The sequence below is a fragment of the Pseudomonas sp. DG56-2 genome (assembly GCF_004803755.1).
In the GTDB taxonomy this organism is placed as follows: Bacteria; Pseudomonadota; Gammaproteobacteria; order Pseudomonadales; family Pseudomonadaceae; genus Aquipseudomonas; species Aquipseudomonas auratipiscis.
The window spans coordinates 2,538,630-2,555,311 of sequence record NZ_CP032311.1; the positions used below are offsets into that span (position 1 = coordinate 2,538,630).

A 16,682-nucleotide genomic window follows, 5' to 3' on the forward strand; every position below is an offset into this window, starting at 1 on the left:
GTGCTGGCAGGTGGTGTTGGCTACAGAGGCAGTTGCAGCAGGTGTTCAGCGCCAAGCTCAATGGCCAGGCGGCTGTATTGAGGGTCCTGATCCATGCGCTCCAGGCGTGCCCATATCCCCAGGTGAGTGCCCTGCGGATCGGCCATGTGAGCATCCTCCTGCAATATCAGGCGCAGGTCGCGTCGAAAGTCCAGGGGCACGCGCGCCCATAGCGCGCGTTCATCGGCGCTGATGTTGTCCAGCAGATCGTCGTAGTCACCGTCGGTCAGCAACAGGTCGATGCCATGTTGCTGGTAATACGTTCTTATCTGGTCCTCCAACGTGTCACTTAACGCATCGCTTTCCAGGCGCATGGCTGCCGCATGGGCAGGGGGCAGATTGAAACCCTCGGGGAGCGACTCGAACTGATTGTCCTCCAGATCGATAATCATCGGTTGCTCCATCGCCTGCAGGCCTTCCGGCAGTTGGGTAAGGCTGCAGTTGGCGAGGTGAACGGCACGTAGATTCCTCATTTCGTGGAAGCTGGGTGCGTCGAGCAGCGGATTCTCCGAAAGGTCGAGCATGTCCATTGCTTGCAATCTGTCCAGGGCGGCCTGGGCCTGCACGTCCCAGGTGATGCGATTGGCTTCGAGGTCCAGCCAGTTGAGCATCAATGGATTGGCGATGCGTGGAATGGTTGAAAAACGACAGCCGCGCAAGGACAGCGAGCGCAGTCTGGGGAAGCGCTCGAGGAACTCGGCTGGCAGCTCGCTGAGCATGCGATTGCCGCCCAGGTCGATGACTTGTACATGGGTGAATGTATCCGGCAGGGCGAGTTCGGCGATGTCCAGGTTTTCCAGGTCAAGGCAACCCAGTTCGAGCACCGGCATTGACTCGCCATTGAACACCGCGCGGTTGGAGAGACGCCGCCACGCGTTGATGATCGGCCTGATTGCCCGTTGTCGATTAGGTAGGTCGTTGGCCCATCGACGTAGGTCGTTGTGAAGTTCGGCCAGGCGGTCTTCCAATCTCTGTAGTTCTACCGAGGCAAAGCGCCTTTGGCTTTGCCAGCGAGCCAGTGTCTGTTCGACTTCATGCTCGCTGGCCACCGGAAATAGCCGCCGGTAGCGCGCCGCAAGGGTACTGCGCAGCCGTGGCGATGGTACGTAGAGCTCTGTCGGGTCCAGTGGCGTGCCACCACGCAAGGCGATATTCCTGGGCCAGCCCTCGGTTGCTTTCCATAATCTGCGGGTCCAACGTGTACGCTGCTGATTGACGGTATCGAGCAGGCGAGCCCGCAGCGCATCGCCGGTGACGTGTTCGAGTGCCATGGCTTGGCGAAGTGATGCGGGCAGGGATCGAACGATTGCAGTGCAAAGGTCGGTAGGTGTTCCGGGGCGAGGCGTGTCGTGGACGAAGGCTTCATAGCCATCGGCGCTTTTGATTAGCACGCGGCGCAGCGGCGCGTCTTCAGCGCCGGCCGTGGCCAGCAGCATGCCGTCGGCACTGCCAGCACGCAGCTCCAGGCGTAGGTCGCTTGTCCAGCCAGGCAAGCGCTGCAAAGCGAGGAGAGCGAGTCGCTCGCTGTCAGCGCTACTCAGGCGTGCACTGTACAAGCCCTCGAGTGCACGCGTCATGGGCAGGTCGGCGGAGGTCTGTTCGGCGGCCCGTTGCAAACATGCCGGAAGTGTTGCTCCGCTTTGCAGAGCCTGCGCTTCGCTGGGCTGCAAAGGTGCAAGCAGCCGTCTAGCTAGCGGCGGACTGATGCGTGGGTACTGTTCGATCAGTCGCGCTTGCGTCGGACTGGCTGTTGAGCCGTGGTACAGCTGCTCGAACAGCGCTTGTGGAGTGCGTTCAGGGTCGACATGTTGTTGCTGCGCCAACTGATCGTCGATGGACAGGCGCGCGAGGGTGTCCGTCAGGAGCACGGGTGGGCGCTCACCTGCCAGGTGCACTTTGCGCAGTTGGCCTGCGTCGACACCCGCGATGCGTGCTGCTTGCTCCAGGCGCTCGTCACTGAGTGCCTGCAATCGCGCATCCAGGCGCCGCACCAGGGTTGCCAGTGACCAATGCCGGGGTTGTTCGTGTTCAGCGAGCCACGCGCCCTCGCCGTTATGCTCCAGGCGTGGTTGGTACGCTTTTGCGTCGCTGGGATGAGCGATTCGCCAGCATTGCTGATCGGGATCCAGCACGTGTTCGTAGAGTTGGCCATCCATGCGGATGTAGTGCCTGCCTCGATAGGCATATTGGCCCATAGCGTTCGGCTGGAGAGTTTCCGGCAACTGCTCGGTGCTGCGGTAGGTGGTCAAGTCCGGCTGCCACAAGCGCGGAGTTCCGTCTGCCAGGGTGACCGCATCGAGGCTCTCCATAAGCGGGCTGTTGAACAGTTTCGGCACCCATTTTCCGGCTACATGCAACCCGCCGATCAAGGCCAGGTTCAAGCTCACTGCCTGTAGATGACGCACGGCCAGGTCGCGATCACCCACACACCACGACTGGTAGCCCTCATACACTTCGTCGAGAAGTTGATAGACCATGACTGCCGTCATCAGGCTACCGACTCCGGGCACTACAAAGCCTGCCAGCATCAAGGTATTCATGCCGAGCGCTTCCCATTGCGCAAGGCGTCGCTGGCGTGCCTGTTCGTCGGCATCGGCGGTAGGCACCGCGATCTGACGCGCCTCGGATTTGAGACGGGTGACATGTGCCTGGTAGAGAAAGCCGAACAGTTCTGCGTCGACAGCAATGCGCTCGACATGCAGATCAGCATCTTCCCGCAATGGCCAGGTCTGGTCGTTCCTCGAACGACCGGTTGCGTCGAGGTTCTGTCGCAAGCGACTGAGGAAAAGCGATTGTTGATCGCGTTCGACATAATCGAGAAAACGTTGCCGAAAGTCCGATTGCAGCAAAGCGTCACGCAAATGGTCATGTAACGCTGCCATGGTCTGGAATTGCTGCAAGGTGTCGTTATGACCGGGCAGGTACAGCAGCAGGCCTAGGTTATCCAGGTCGTAAATCAGTACTTCGTGAACGGTGATGCCAAACATCCGCAGTTGGCTGCAGGCCAGCGTTGCATTCTGATCGAGGAATGCCCGCACGCTATCCAGTGCTGTACCGTTCATGCGGTGACGTAAAAAAGCCAGGTCAGCAGCCAGGCGCAGGCGGTCCCGATAGACCCTGATGGCCTGGGTGACGACGCGATCAGGCGCGTACAGGCTTGTCAGGTGTTCCTGGTACAGACGGCCAAGATCCAGGGAGCGGCAGGTGTCGGCGAATGCTGCTGGCGTCACAGCGAGTGATTCGATGCGGTAGCTTTCGGAGGCTAGTTCGATATCGACCAGTGTTTCGCTATCGCCCAACGTGGTCTTGCCAATGACCAGGATGTTCTCGATGTGGGTATTACCTGCCAGGGCCAAGGCACTTTCGCGGCTGAATGCGACCCCGTCCTCGAAATTGTGCAAGGCCGCTTCAAGCAAGCTTCGGCGTTCGTGTTGGCTGACGTAGGCCTCCCAGGTGAAGAGGTGGCGGATGTGGACCAACTCGGTGGTATCCACAGGCACCTGCAGTTGAAACTGGGTCAGCAGTTGTTGCGCCAGCAGGGGTGTTGTGAACTCGCTGATATTCTTCAACCCTTTGAGCTCGCCGGCCATGGCTTGTTGCGATCGTGCCAGCCGGGCCTGGCTGGCCTGTACAGCTTCGCGCAGATCTGGGGGCGCATTGGCGAACCAGTCTGCCGGGTTGTCTGGCAGGCCTTGTGCTGGCAGAAGTGATTGCTGCAGGGCGTGCCATTGATCGGCAGTGGAGGCCCGACTCCAGCTGGGCAGTTGATTCTGAATAAGAAGGTAGTGAGGGTTTTCCTGCGGTACCGAGGCCATGATTGCTGCTCCTGTTTGTGAGGGACACAGCAGGCCGCAGGGGATGGAGAGAATGGTGGTAAATATTGTTATGCGTCGAACGCGGGGCAAACCCGCTCCCAGGGCATGCAGGGGAATCTGCGGCGGGTGGGAGGGGCTTGCCGACTAATGGGTTATTGAATGGACATGATGTTGACGGTCCTGTTGGGCCCTGCGATCGCTACCACGCGTGCAGTGACTGTCAGGCCCGTGGTGATGTCGTGGGTATTGTGGTTGGTGTTGAGCGCCCAACCGTTTGCGGCACCGGTCACCCAGTTGTTGGTGTGATTGATTACAAAGGTCTGACCGGCTTGGGTCAAATGCAACGCGTGCAGTTGCGTCAGCGCGTGCGGGGTCCAGGCGACATGGGGGAACATGAGGTTCTCGGCCGTCTGGTAATGATTGACTGCTGCAGCGGCTCCAAACGCCAGTACCAAGACGTGTACGTAGGAAGCCGTGACACCTTTTTCGCGGCATCGGGTAATCAACGAGGTTAGCGCCTGGTCAATTTCGGCATCGCCCGAGAAGGCCAGGAAGCCGGCATTGTGCAGACCGTTCTGGCCCGTACTGATACCGTCCAGGAGCAAGTCGAGGTTGCGTGGATTGTTGTTGACCAACAGATCGACCAAGCGAAACTCAATGCTGTCCAGCTCGCCGAAAGCCCATTCCACTTCCTCGGCGCTAAAGCCGCTGCTGTGTAGAGACTGCTTCAACTGATCGCGCAAAGCACCCGGTTTACTGGCTTGAGCCAGGAAATCGTCAAGAGGCGTGCCCAGCGTCGGCAGTAAATCGTGCATGATCGATCGTAAGCTGGAAACGAGGTTCTTGGCCTTCGCCGCAACGTTGGCGCTGGCCTGCGCATCGACGCTGGTCTGGCCCGCTTGCAGCGGCTGACGCAAGGCCATGATGCTTGCTACGCCTTTGCCGATATTGTCGAGCCTGGCGCTGAGGTTACCGGCATCGAGTGTGGTGGCCTGGCTGCCGAACGGCATGAGAATGGCGTGAGCCAGGTGCTCCTGGCTACTGACTGTTGCGTTCATGTCGACTTCCTTGAGTGTGAGTGAAGTATCAACGTGATGCATAAACGCGTGGGCTGGGCTTAATAATCTGTCCAGACGGTCACGGGGTTGAAACCGGTATTGGACACAGTCATAAGTGCCCCGGCGCCCTCAGAAACGTCAATGGTCGTGGGCTGGCCCGCTTCAAGGGATACATCATGGTTGCTCTGGCAACACAGCTCGATGTGCCAACTTATTTTCGAATCGCCCACATCACTGCATTTGGCTGATAGTTGTGTGCGCAAGCCAACCGGACGAGTGGAGTAAACAACAGAGCCGCCGGGATTGAGTGTGGTTTGCTGGGTCATGGCTAATGCTCCTTGCGTGGCAGTTAGAGTGAGGGGGGCGGGGCAGGCTTCATCAGTACGCGGTCGTTGTAAGTGGTAGCGGTATTGGCTGGGACTGAACTCACTAGTTGCTTTTTGATGTCACCGCTTACAGGCACGCGATATAGTTCAATTGCTTCGCAAATCTGCCAGTTCAAATATTGGTAATCCGCCAGGAAGTCAGTTGTAGTCATCACGTCGTGGCGGAACTCGTAGGAACTGGTGTCCTCCTGGCGATACTCCAGAGTGCGGGACAGTTCGGCACTCAGATTGAAGGTCGAAGCACCCAGTGGCACAGTGGCCAAGGGGCCTTGCGTGGCCATCACCGGCGGTATCGGTGGCACGTCCCCTCCTGCGAACAGGTCGCCGCCAGACAGATCCAGGCCAAGGTCCATGCTGATTCGCTGGGTGATCGAGCTGGTGTGGCCGACCGAGTGCGAATAGGTGGCACCGACGGTGTTGGTGACCTGCTCCGTGACGTTATTAGCGTAGGTCTTGCGGCTGACGCGGTGCCAGTAGCGGGTCCTCGACACCAGGTAATGGTCGACGTTGGCTTGTTTGTCGGCTTTGGTTTGTTTCCACTTTTCCCAATCGGACGGAGAATTATGATTCATCGTTTGCCAAGGGTAGAGCGGGTCTGTAACCAGGTCGAAATGATCCTTGGTTATCGAATAACTGCCGACAACAAAAGCACCGGAGTTGTCCGGCGGCAGAATATCAGGATCGGTCATCAAAGGAGGGTGCGCCGGGTTGAAGGCGCTGTCATTATCATTCATTGATAGTGATTCCTTTAACGTGCAGTAGAGGACTGAGCGGCTGTAAAAGTCGTTCGTTAGTGTATTTATCAGCGCGCGGCATAACGGCCTGTCTGTGACACGCACTAATAAGCGGAGTAGGGTGGCGCAGGAGAGAGTTAGTCTGCTTCTTAATGGCCTCCTTGGTTTAAATCTGAATGTTTGCCGTTGCCGATAATATGTCAGCAGAATCCTCGGGGTTATAATTTTTTGAAGTTAAAGAACTAGGCGTTACCGCGGATGAAATGCAGGGGTTGTAAATTTGCCAGCGATCAGCGCCAGTGCCACAGCCGTGCCCAGCGTTTTCGCAGCTCAAAGGGATGCTGGCGCGGTGCCAAACCTGCGCTGCGAAATATCTCTGGCAGGCGCCGATGTGGCCTTGCGAAATGCTGACCTTGGATCTTTAATTGTTTCTGAATGTGAGATAACTGTTTCGTTAGTTATTGATTCAATTACGTTTAAGAATAGTTATACGTTTGCAGCAGTATTTTTCGATCTGCCATTGGACAACAACGCACAGGAAGTCGGAAAGGATATGAAAGAGAGAATGGTGGCAGTCGCTCGAAAATTCGTATCTCCTTCAATGCGCTACGCGTTGCGATCGTCGTTGAGCCGGTTCAAAGACATTCTTGGGCGTGCCTGTCTGTGGCGTTGGGAGGTGGCCCGGTTCAGGCTGCAGCAGCAAAGCCCGTACGAAATCCTCTACATCGGCAGGAAGCAGCGCCGAGAGATGGCCAAGCTGTTGATCGGGGGCAAGAATCCAGGCGCTTCTGCGCTGCGGGATGTAGCCCCAGGGGCCGGCGTGTCGAACCATGTGGTAGTGGTCAGCGAGATGCCGACTGCAGGGGCGCTCAATGTTCCCCACTACCTCAGCGCGGTGGTGCCGCTGGGGCGTTCACTTGAAGAAATCACCGCGCGTTACGACAGTGAGTTGCGCCGAAGTATCCGCAAGAATCGTCCTCTGTATCGGATCAAGCAGGCTGTGACGGATGCCGAGATCGCCATGGCTGACCAAGAAATGCTTAGACCCTACGCCACGGCAAGACAGGGTATTCATGCTGCGCAGTTTCCTACCGAGGAAGTTTTTCGCATTGCCAAGACAGTTGGCCGGCTGGACCTGATCATGCTCGACGACGAGGTGGTGGCGTGTCACCTTGGCTGCGAGATTACCCGAGACACGAAGCGTTACTGGAGTACCCTGCGGTTCGGCTATCGCGAAGCGATTTTTTCCGATGCGAAAAAACTCAGGGACGTTAATTCGATTACCACTTACATGGCACTTGAGTGGGCCATTGAGCAAGGATTTGATTATTACGACATCGGGCTCTGTCTGGCGCGCCCAGATGATGGGCTGTTGAAATGGAAGAGAAGACGTGGCGGGGATATCGATGCTCTAGGTAACCACGCGTACATGTTTATTCGCTTGCCCAAAACCGGGACCGCCCAGTTTCTCTGGGATACTCCGCTGTTTGCTGTCGAAGGAAACAAGTTGACCCTCCACCTTGGACTGCCAGAGGGAGCAAGTGCTGACGAAGTTGCCAGCCGTTATCACGAGATGGTTTTCGGCGGGCTACACAAGATTTATCTCTATGGTGCGAAAAGTTCTGCCGACGCGTTCCTTGAGACTTTGCGAAGTCGCTACGCCACTCTGCATGCGCCGCCCTTGATGGAAACAGTGCCGGCCAACTGAATCAGTAACCCGCTTAAACAAATTCAGCGTCTGCGTCTGGGAATTGATGCCAGGTTTCCGCTGGTTACCTAGGTCCCGGCGTGTTCATTCTTCGCGGTGGTGATGGAGACTTGGGTTTGTTGCGCGACGAGCTCGAGCTCGCCGAGCAATAGATCAAGTAGAGCGAACACAGGATCTGTTTCCGGGCTAAACACACAATAAATCGATTCTTAAGCTAAAAGATTCGTATTTAACTTCTCACCGATGAAACACTGCAGTCGCTTGGAAGGGCCGGTGAGGCGACCATTCGTCGACGTTAGGGCCGAAGAAGTGAAGTAATTTACGCCGCGATCGAGCTTCGACAGTTAGCCGTCGCCGTTTGCGGGCACTTCGTTCTATCCAGGCGGCTAAGGCAAACCCGCGAGTTTGAGCGTTTGTCTGTAATTGATCGGGTCAGTTTTAATTTGCTGACGGCAATTTGACGCGGCCGGCCGGCTCCCATTGAGATTTATTATGGTGTCGGATCGTTGACGTGATGTCATTGTGCTCATAAGCTCAATTTACAAACAGAGAGTCTTCCTGCCCGCACGCTGTATATCTTTTCTCTGCCGGTTTTTTTGCTGGAGGGGTTATGCGTTCGACATTGTTGATAAAGTCCATTTTTTTGTTGGTGCTCATGAGCGGTGCGGCAGGGGCGGCAGATTCTTATATGAATGATACAAGTGTGGTGCCGGTGGCGACGGCGGGGTGGATTTTTTGTTTCGCAGTGATTGGTTTTATTGCCGTCGCCAATCGACAAAAAATTTAAAACGTGGTGGCTGGCAGATGCTGCAGTTGTTGCGATAAAGCAAGTCGAACGTCTGGAACTGATACGCGGTATTCAATATAGCGGGGACCTCGAATAGCACCTTGTGTATTCCCGGACCATTGCTATATTCCATTGGTCAACCGCCTTCGGGCAGCCTGTGAAGCGCGGTTGTGCAGCGTCGCAGTACCGGACCTCGGAGTAGGTCGACGCTTTCGCGGCAGTTGTGTCGCTGCGAAGAGAGCGAGAGATTCTATGTTGTTCTCATTCAGTGCTCATTGCATGGCCATACGGCCGGAGGGATCCTCATGGTGCGTTTGATGTCTTCCGTACTCTGCGTGCTGGTGGTGTGGTCTGGCCCTGGCATGGCTGTCGAAAGAAGCGCCACTTACTTGCTCAACCCAGGTGATGTGGTGGAGGTTTCCGTCTGGCAGGAAGATAACCTGCGCAGGGAAGTCAGTGTTCTACCCGATGGCAGCATTACGTTCCCCTTGGTCGGTCAAATCCAGGTCGCAGGATTGGACACGGCTGAAGTCGAGAAAAAAGTCGCGAACAAGCTCGAACAATTCCTCCCCGATCCGAATGTCAGCGTGGTTGTCAAAAGCACGACCGGCAACCTTCTCTATGTCCAAGGCAAGGTGATCAAACCTGGCCCGGTGCAGATGGCAGGCCCGACGGCAGTGCTACAGGCCCTGAGTATGTCTGGGGGGCTGGACAAGTTCGCAGATGAAAGCGCCATTAAGGTGATCCGTCTCAAGGGCGATTCGCAACAGGTATTGCCCGTGCACTACAAGGATTTGATTTCCGGCCGTGACATGTCTACCAATATCCAACTCCAGGCCGGCGATACGCTGGTCGTGCCTTAACTTGCCAGGCCTGAAAAGACCTCTAGTGCCTCTACTGCGAACAACCGGCGTTGCTACGGCAATTCTTGTCTTGCCGGTTCCGGGCATGGTCCAAGCCGCAATATGGCAGTCCTCTGCAGTACTGCCGACAACTGTCGAGTACGACAGCAACCCATTACTCTTGACGTCTGAGGAGAAGGGTGTGACGCGTACCTACATCGCACCCACTTACAGTCTCGTCGGTACCTTCGACCAGGATCAGTTGCGCATGGATCTTGGCGTGAACGTATTACGTTCCTCCGACACATCGATAGTCGACAACCGTGAAGACCCCAATGTCAGCCTGGGCTGGCAGCGAGAAACCGAACGTGGTGGGTATGGCCTGGTTGCGCAATACAGTGAGAGCTCGACATTGTCGGGCGCTGTCCAGGACACCGGGGTGGTCACCACCGATGGTACGCAGAAGCTGTATTCGCTGGCGGCGAACTGGAACAGGGCCATTACCGAGCGCAACACGCTGTCCAATGAAACCCGCTACAGCAACGCGCGTTACGATATCAATTCGCTGACCGGTTACGACGAGATTGCCAACGTCGTGACCTGGACTTACGCCTGGAGTGAACGTACCCAACTGTTCACTGACTTCGGTGCCAGGCGCTACGAGCCCGAAGACGACACCAGTGCGTCGGCCTCGAACAGTTATACCCCAAGCGTCGGGGTGAAGTACCAGCTAACCGAACGCCTTGAAAGCACGGTGCACGTGGGTGTCAACAAGGTCTCTGGATCCGATGGCGGTCGCCGAGGGGAAGGGGGGCTTTTACTTCGCTACACGGGGGAGCGATCTGATGCGAGCCTTAACGCTGAACGGACTACGTTCGCCAGTGCAGAAGGGGGGTTCACCGAACAGGATTCGGTGCGCGGGGTGTGGAGCTACGCCATTGATGACCTCAGCCGCGTGGGCCTCGATGCTGCCTGGCAAGACAGCAAGGGACAGACCCCCAATACCCTGCAGACCTATGGCGCCTGGGCCAGTCGCGAGCTTTCACCATTTTGCGATCTGCGCCTATCGTTGATGTACAAGGAACGCCAGCAAGACGACTTGCCAGATGCTACAGGTACGATCATTGGATTGACTCTGACCTATAGATTTCCCGACCTCTGAACTTCGGCAGCGTGGCCACTATGAAATCTGAATACGAGATGTCTCTTAACGATTACATAGCCATTATCAAAGACCGGGCCTTGCTGCTGGGGGTGAGCATTGTGGTCATTCTGGCAGTGACGGTGGCGGTCGCCCTCACGGTTCCTCCCATCTATCAATCGACGGGCACCATCCTGGTGGAGTCGCAGCAGATTTCGCCGGAACTGGTCTCTGCGAACAACAACAGTTTTGCTGACGAGCGCATCGAAGTCATTCGCCAACGGGTGATGACCCGCGACAACCTGCTGCGGATCATCAACAAGTACGATCTGTATGCCGACAAGGGCCGCCAGTTCAGCGACAACGACAAGATCGACCTGATGCGCAACTCGATTGTCGTCGCCAGTTTGAGTACCTACATAAAAGGGCGGGGCGAGGCGACTGTCGCCTTCAACGTTTCGTTTGAGCACAAGCGTCCGGAAGTTGCCAAGGAAGTGGCCAGCGAATTGGTCACGCTGTTTCTTGACGAGAACATGAAGCAGCGTACCGAACGTGCCAATGAAACAACCGTGTTCCTGACGCAGGAAGCGAACAAGCTCGGTGCCGAGCTCGCCAGCCTGGAAAACCAGTTGGCCGACTTCAAACAGGCGCATGCCAATGCCTTGCCTGAGCACCAGGCATTGCGCATGAGCATGTTGTCGCGCGCCGAACTGGAGTTCAGGGAAGTGGATCGCGATTACAAGACGGCCCAGGAAGAATTGCGTTACCTGGAGCTGGAATTGTCAGCCGCCAATGCCGGGCTGACCACCAAGGCCGAGAGCGCCCGAGGTGCAGTGGAGCAGCCACAGGATTTGCCTAGTCTCAAGGCCGAGTACGCCAGGCTGCAGAGCAAATATAAGGATGCGCATCCGGATGTGATCGCTGTGAAACGTAAGATCGAAGCGCTACAGGCATCCGGTGGCCGGGGTGCCGCCAATGCCTCGGTAAGCCTGGATGTCGCTCGGGTGCGTACCCGCATCGGTGCTGCCCAGGAGCGTATTGCTTCGCTGGCCGAGCAAAAACGCCAGTTGGTGAAGAAAATGGAAGGCTACGAGGCGGAGATTCTTGAGACGCCACAAGTCGAGCGCGGCCTGGTCACCCTCATGCGCGACCATGACAACGCGCGCAAGAAGTACGAAGAAATTCGTGCCAAGGAAATGGGCGCGAAAATTACTGAAAGTCTCGAGCAGGAGAACAAGGCCGAACGCTTCGTGCTTCTCGAGCCTCCGCTGATGCCGGAGAAACCCATCAAACCGAACCGAAAGAAAATTGCCGCCTTGGGCCTTGTGTTGGCACCGGCGGGTGGCGCTGCATTGGTCATGCTCCTGGAGTTGTTGAACCAGCGTGTTCGCGGTATGGGGGCATTGGAGAGTGTGGTGGGCAGGCGCGTGTTGGTCGCGATTCCCTACATTCCTACTCAGGCGGACACGGCGCGGCGCAAGCAGTTGCTGAAGTGGTTGGTCATCGCCGCGGCTGCGTTGATGGCTATCATGTTATTGATCGTGCATGTGTTCTATATGCCTCTGGATGCACTGCTATTTAAAGCTATGGCTCGGTTTGAATAGGGAAAAGCAGCGATGGATAGGATTACGCCAGCTTTTGGAAAAAATATTCTTCAGGTCGCCCCCGGCTCTGGCGAGGCGCCGCAGGCAGCGCCAGTGGCCGAACAGCCTGAAGCCCTCGGTCAGTTCGATTATGTGCAAACCAAGGTGGTGCCGCTGCGCGCAGATCACCTTGAGCGCAATCGTATTGTGGCGTTCAACAAGAACTCGAACATGAGTTCATCGTTTGACTTGCTGCGAACGCAAGTACTGCAGGCCATGGAGGAGAATGGCTGGCGCACCCTTGCCATTACCTCGCCAACGCCGGAGGCGGGTAAGACGGTATTGGCAATCAACCTGGCGATGAGCATTGCCCACCACACCACCAAGACCGCCTTGCTGGTGGACTTCGACCTACGCCGTCCCCGGGTGGGGGCGAGCCTGGGGCTGCCGATGGAAAAGTCGCTCAATGAGCTGCTTGCTCATGAAGCGTGGTTGGAAGAGGTGATGGTCAATCCGACATTGCCACGCTTTGTGGTGCTGCCGACGCGTGAGCCCATTGCGCATTCCACCGAGATGTTGTCATCGCCCAAGGTGAGCAATCTGATCAGCGAACTGCGTGACCGCTACGAGTCACGTATTTGCATTTTCGATCTGCCCCCGCTGTTGAGCTCCGATGATGCGATCACCATTTTGCCCAAGTTCGACTGTGTGCTGCTAGTGGTTGCCAACGGTGACAACAACAAGAAAGAGATCGAGGACTGCATGTACCATCTGGCGACGGCCAATCTGATTGGTGCGGTCCTGAACAAGGCTGACACTCAGGTTCGTTCCTATTACTGAGGCCTGAGCCGCCTTGGCACTGACACTGTCAGTGCCAAGGGTACTTCTGTTCCCAGGTCCAGGCGTGGCTGACGATTTGCTCAAGCGCCGCGTATTGCGGCTGCCAGCCGAGGATCTCCTTGGCTTTGCTGGCGTCGGCCACCAACCGCGGCGGGTCGCCCGCCCGACGTGGTGCATCGCTGACTGTGATCGTGCGGCCGGTTACGGCACGTGCAGTGTCGATGACTTCCTGCACCGAGAAGCCCAGGCCATTGCCAAGGTTGAACGCCGTGCTGGCACCGCCGGCCAACAGGTAATCCACCGCCAGCGAATGTGCTGATACCAAGTCGGCAACGTGAACATAGTCACGAATGCACGTGCCGTCTGGCGTGCTGTAATCCCGACCAAAGACGGTTATCGCCGATCGCCGCCCGGCAGCTGCCTGGAGGATGAGAGGGATCAGGTGGGTTTCTGGTTCATGGCATTCGCCAATTTGCGCTTCGGGGTCTGCACCCGCGGCGTTGAAGTAGCGTAGGCAGACCGACTTCAATCCATAGGCATGGTCGAAGTCTTCGAGTATCTGCTCCACCATCCATTTGCTGCGACCATAGGGGTTGATGGATGCCTTGGGGTGCGCCTCGTCGATTGGCACGTATTGTGGGTCGCCATAGACGGCGGCAGTCGAGGAAAACACCAGCTTGCTGATGCCGGCTCGGACCATGGCCTGGAGCAGTGTCAGCGTTGCCGCTACGTTGTTCTGGTAATACTTGCCAGGGTCGGTAACCGATTCACCCACCTGGATGAACGAGGCGAAGTGGAAGACCGCCTCAAATTGATACTCGGCAAACAGTGCATCCAGGGCTCGCACATCGGCGATGTCCAGTTCCACCCATTTGATTCCGGGGCCCGCGTGGGCGACGTCAGCTACCACGACTTCATGGCCTGCCAACAGCAGGTGCTTGACCATGTGCGAACCGATATACCCTGCGCCGCCGACAACTAAAAACTTCATCCAAGCCTCCTGGAATCTGTTGTTGCACAGACGCAGAGAGTGGTATCTGCGTATTCACCGCCGGAAACAAACGCGAGGCATGTCCGCTCGCCAACCTGCTTGAAGAGGCGCCCGTGGTGAAAGTCTCCTCAGACTGTAGAAGGCCAAATGGGCTATTTCAAGAACAGCCAGTTAGACATTTCCTTACCGTCGAATTTGATGCTGTAGCGCCCGTTCTCGTAGGTCGCTGGCAGTTCTTTCAGGGGCGCCTGGGCCTGATAGCTGAACAGCTTCAGGCCGGCAGGAGCCTTGATCGATAACGTGCCCTCCAGGGGTTCGACGTAGAACGGTGTGCGCTCGTTGTCCTTGGGCACCGCACGTGTTCCCAGGGATATCATCAGCTGCCGTGACTGGTTGAACGGCCTGGCATCAAGGCTTTGCACCACGACACTGGCGTACAGCGTTTTTACCCTGACCTGAATATCGGCAAGGTCGACGTGGGTGCCACCGAGCCAACCGGTCGCGGCTTGGGTCAGGGGCGTGTCGATGGTGTAGATGCCCTGCTGCCAATCGCGCTTGAGCTCACCGGTGTCGGTAGTCGCCTCAGTGGCGTTGGCGTCGAGCAGCGACTGCTCAGGATCGCTCAGTACCTTGGCGCCGTCGGCAATTATGCTGGGCTTAAGCCATGGCAACGCCGGGGTTTGCGGCATCGCGATCTGTAGTTTGCCTTTCTCCATGGCGGTGCGCAGGGCAACCGCGTTGCTCGGTGTGATCGACTGATTGAACAGGGTGGCTGGGGTCGGGGCGAAGACATACGTAGTCGTTGCCTCGCGGACATCGGCGCGACGATAGAGCAGGGCCGCGGCAGGCAGAGTGGCGAGCATCGCCGGGTCGTTATAAGCGTGCCAGTTGCCGGCCGACACCCACTCGCGCAACAGCCCTTCTTGGCTGTAGGCATATTGCATCATTGCATCCCAGCCCTGATGACTGGCGGTGCCTGCAACATAGAGTGGCAACGAATGACGGTCAGGGGTGGGAAAGGGCTCGGCGTTCCACTCGGTGACGGTCAAGGGCATGCCCGCCACTTGCCCTGCTGCGAGCCAGTTCACCATGTTGTCGCTGGTCAGCGGGCTTTTCTCCAACTGGCCGATGTCGCCGTAGCTGTGCACATCGATTACATCGCCGGCGGTAAGGGCCGGCAAGGAACTCAGGCCATTGCCTCCCCAGGTGCTGGTGGTGGCGATGGGTACTTGTACCCCTAGCGCGCGCAGGTGGTTGATCATATCGACGTTGAATCGGCGCTCCAGGTCATTGAGAAACAGCTTCGACGGACCATGCTCCCAGGCGCGCCAGGTTCGATCGGCTGGCAAGTTGTGGCGCAGGGCAAATGCCTTGGCTTCATCCATGTACAGGCGGCTGTGCTTGGGTACATTTTTGTCCGGTAGCAAGGCATTGCCGTAGTGGTGGGTGATGTCGTTTTCATTGGTGATCAGTACCGCAGCAATTGCCGGGTCGTCTTTATAGGCTAGCCCGGTATAGGGGTTCACATGGTTCATGTAACTTTCGGTAAAGCGCTTCATTGCCTGGGCAATGGTGACGTTGACATAGGCGTAGCCCTTGAGGTCGGCTCTGCCTCGATCTTCGGGCAGCTCGTCGAAGGCATAGATATTGTCGTTGGCGGTAAGGATGCGCTGCACATGCATGTCCAGCCATACATAGATACCTTCGTCCTTCAGGCACTTGATCCACCAGTCGATCTTGCGCAAGGATTCGGCGCTTAGCTGCTGGGTGTCGCGCACCACGGTGCCATCGCCAAAAATATTCGGGAATACCCACGGCGAATCATGATGGTGAATCCGCACCAGATTGAAACCCAGCTTCGACAGGCGCTTGGCTTGTCGCTTGATCTCATCGTCTGGCGTCTTGAATATCGCGTACGCCGACATATTGGTACCCCAGAAGCGCGCCGGGGTGTTGTCGGCAAACAGCAACTGTTCGCCAGAAGCCTTGACGAAGCCGCGCTTGCCTGCTGGCTTTTCCGCGGCGTTGAGAAACGACAGATCGACCGGTGAGGTTTGCCAGTCGACCTGGTCCTTGGGCCAGGTGCTGGGGTCGGCGAGGCCGAAACGCTCACTGGCGGTTTGCCCCAGCGAAACATCACCAGACACCTTCAGCACTGCTTTTACCTGCAGGCTGCCGGGGGCGATCGTGTCCTTGTAGAAAAACGCCCGTACTTCGGAAGTATCGCCGCGCTCGAAGTACACCTTGGCCAGCGCTGGTTCGAAACGCATCTCGATATAGGGGCCTTGTCCGTCCTTGCCCCAGGACCAGCCGCGATTATCTCCAAGCAGCACCGGGTCGCCCATTTCCCCGGCGATCAGGGTCGGGTCAAAGAGAAACATCATGCCGCCGCCCTCGACGTTCCTCTGCTTGCTGTGTGCTTGCAGATCGAAGGTCCAGGTCAAGGTCTGCGCGGATGGTTTCTGGATTGCGGCCGTCAGGTCGAAGTCCAGGGCTTTGTTGTTGGCGGTGAGGCTGTAGCGATAGGGCCCGTCTACCTTGAACGAGCCGCTAAGCCCGGTCCACGACCAGTCTGGCCCCCAGAAATTGAATTTGGACTTCATTGCCGGGCCGCCGCCCCGGGTGAGGGTTGGCAAGCCATTCTGTTCGTCTACGGTGACGGTCCAGGCCGCAGCGTGGCTGGCCAGCGGCAGTATTGCCAGGCCAATGAGTACCGCAGCCCGAATGACGGGGCGCAAGGAAAATGAGGTCATCGACA

At 57.3% G+C, this 16,682-nt stretch carries 12 protein-coding genes; 6 read left to right on the plus strand and 6 right to left on the minus strand.

Annotated features, from left to right (window positions below; all coding sequences use genetic code 11):
• Window positions 1–20: 20 nt before the first annotated feature.
• The 4 genes from D3Z90_RS11530 to D3Z90_RS11545 form a co-directional block, all read right to left on the minus strand.
• On the minus strand, window positions 21–3,854 hold the full coding sequence (locus D3Z90_RS11530) for a dermonecrotic toxin domain-containing protein (protein ID WP_136475911.1): 3,834 nt from the start codon (window positions 3,852–3,854) through the stop codon (window positions 21–23).
• 152 nt (window positions 3,855–4,006) lie between these two features.
• On the minus strand, window positions 4,007–4,912 hold the full coding sequence (locus D3Z90_RS11535) for a hypothetical protein (protein ID WP_136475912.1): 906 nt from the start codon (window positions 4,910–4,912) through the stop codon (window positions 4,007–4,009).
• A 59-nt stretch (window positions 4,913–4,971) separates the two neighbouring features.
• Window positions 4,972–5,238 carry a hypothetical protein gene (locus D3Z90_RS11540; protein WP_136475913.1) on the minus strand — a complete coding sequence of 89 codons (267 nt, stop codon included), beginning with the start codon at window positions 5,236–5,238 and terminating at the stop codon, window positions 4,972–4,974.
• 23 nt (window positions 5,239–5,261) lie between these two features.
• Entirely contained in the window at window positions 5,262–6,032 is a 771-nt protein-coding gene (locus D3Z90_RS11545; RefSeq protein ID WP_136475914.1) for a hypothetical protein, read from the minus strand.
• A gap of 553 nt (window positions 6,033–6,585) precedes the next feature.
• On the opposite strand from D3Z90_RS11545, the gene D3Z90_RS11550 reads away from it, so the two are divergent.
• The 6 genes from D3Z90_RS11550 (at window position 6,586) to D3Z90_RS11570 (ending at window position 12,933) form a co-directional block, all read left to right on the plus strand.
• A complete protein-coding gene (locus D3Z90_RS11550) occupies window positions 6,586–7,740 on the plus strand; it encodes a GNAT family N-acetyltransferase (protein ID WP_136478927.1) in 1,155 nt (384 codons plus the stop codon).
• Between the two features lie 610 nt (window positions 7,741–8,350).
• Entirely contained in the window at window positions 8,351–8,527 is a 177-nt protein-coding gene (gene eppA, locus D3Z90_RS26790) for an EPS-associated small membrane protein EppA (RefSeq protein ID WP_168198461.1), read from the plus strand.
• Between the two features lie 305 nt (window positions 8,528–8,832).
• Window positions 8,833–9,390, plus strand: a complete 558-nt coding sequence (locus tag D3Z90_RS11555; protein WP_136475915.1) for a polysaccharide biosynthesis/export family protein — start codon at window positions 8,833–8,835, stop codon at window positions 9,388–9,390.
• 25 nt (window positions 9,391–9,415) lie between these two features.
• Window positions 9,416–10,531 carry a hypothetical protein gene (locus D3Z90_RS11560; RefSeq protein WP_136475916.1) on the plus strand — a complete coding sequence of 372 codons (1,116 nt, stop codon included), beginning with the start codon at window positions 9,416–9,418 and terminating at the stop codon, window positions 10,529–10,531.
• A gap of 20 nt (window positions 10,532–10,551) precedes the next feature.
• A complete protein-coding gene (locus D3Z90_RS11565; RefSeq protein WP_136475917.1) occupies window positions 10,552–12,114 on the plus strand; it encodes a Wzz/FepE/Etk N-terminal domain-containing protein in 1,563 nt (520 codons plus the stop codon).
• Window positions 12,115–12,126: 12 nt separating this feature from the next.
• Complete coding sequence (locus D3Z90_RS11570) at window positions 12,127–12,933, plus strand: CpsD/CapB family tyrosine-protein kinase (RefSeq protein WP_136475918.1); 807 nt, start codon at window positions 12,127–12,129, stop codon at window positions 12,931–12,933.
• A gap of 28 nt (window positions 12,934–12,961) precedes the next feature.
• Here the strand turns inward: D3Z90_RS11570 and galE are convergent, their stop codons facing one another.
• Window positions 12,962–13,924: a UDP-glucose 4-epimerase GalE gene (gene galE / locus D3Z90_RS11575; RefSeq protein ID WP_136475919.1), complete on the minus strand. Its 963-nt coding sequence runs from the start codon at window positions 13,922–13,924 to the stop codon at window positions 12,962–12,964.
• A 152-nt stretch (window positions 13,925–14,076) separates the two neighbouring features.
• Window positions 14,077–16,677 carry a glycosyl hydrolase family 5 gene (locus D3Z90_RS11580; protein WP_136475920.1) on the minus strand — a complete coding sequence of 867 codons (2,601 nt, stop codon included), beginning with the start codon at window positions 16,675–16,677 and terminating at the stop codon, window positions 14,077–14,079.
• Window positions 16,678–16,682 lie beyond the last annotated feature (5 nt).

Excerpts from the sequence above, each read along its gene's own strand:
- D3Z90_RS11530 (WP_136475911.1), bottom strand. The coding sequence starts at position 3,854 with ATGGCCTCGGTACCGCAGGAAAACCCTCACTACCTTCTTATTCAGAAT.
- D3Z90_RS11535 (WP_136475912.1), bottom strand. The coding sequence starts at position 4,912 with ATGAACGCAACAGTCAGTAGCCAGGAGCACCTGGCTCACGCCATTCTC.
- D3Z90_RS11540 (WP_136475913.1), bottom strand. The coding sequence starts at position 5,238 with ATGACCCAGCAAACCACACTCAATCCCGGCGGCTCTGTTGTTTACTCC.
- D3Z90_RS11545 (WP_136475914.1), bottom strand. The coding sequence starts at position 6,032 with ATGAATGATAATGACAGCGCCTTCAACCCGGCGCACCCTCCTTTGATG.
- D3Z90_RS11550 (WP_136478927.1), top strand. The coding sequence starts at position 6,586 with ATGAAAGAGAGAATGGTGGCAGTCGCTCGAAAATTCGTATCTCCTTCA.
- eppA (WP_168198461.1), top strand. The coding sequence starts at position 8,351 with ATGCGTTCGACATTGTTGATAAAGTCCATTTTTTTGTTGGTGCTCATG.
- D3Z90_RS11555 (WP_136475915.1), top strand. The coding sequence starts at position 8,833 with ATGGTGCGTTTGATGTCTTCCGTACTCTGCGTGCTGGTGGTGTGGTCT.
- D3Z90_RS11565 (WP_136475917.1), top strand. The coding sequence starts at position 10,552 with ATGAAATCTGAATACGAGATGTCTCTTAACGATTACATAGCCATTATC.
- D3Z90_RS11570 (WP_136475918.1), top strand. The coding sequence starts at position 12,127 with ATGGATAGGATTACGCCAGCTTTTGGAAAAAATATTCTTCAGGTCGCC.
- galE (WP_136475919.1), bottom strand. The coding sequence starts at position 13,924 with ATGAAGTTTTTAGTTGTCGGCGGCGCAGGGTATATCGGTTCGCACATG.
- D3Z90_RS11580 (WP_136475920.1), bottom strand. The coding sequence starts at position 16,677 with ATGACCTCATTTTCCTTGCGCCCCGTCATTCGGGCTGCGGTACTCATT.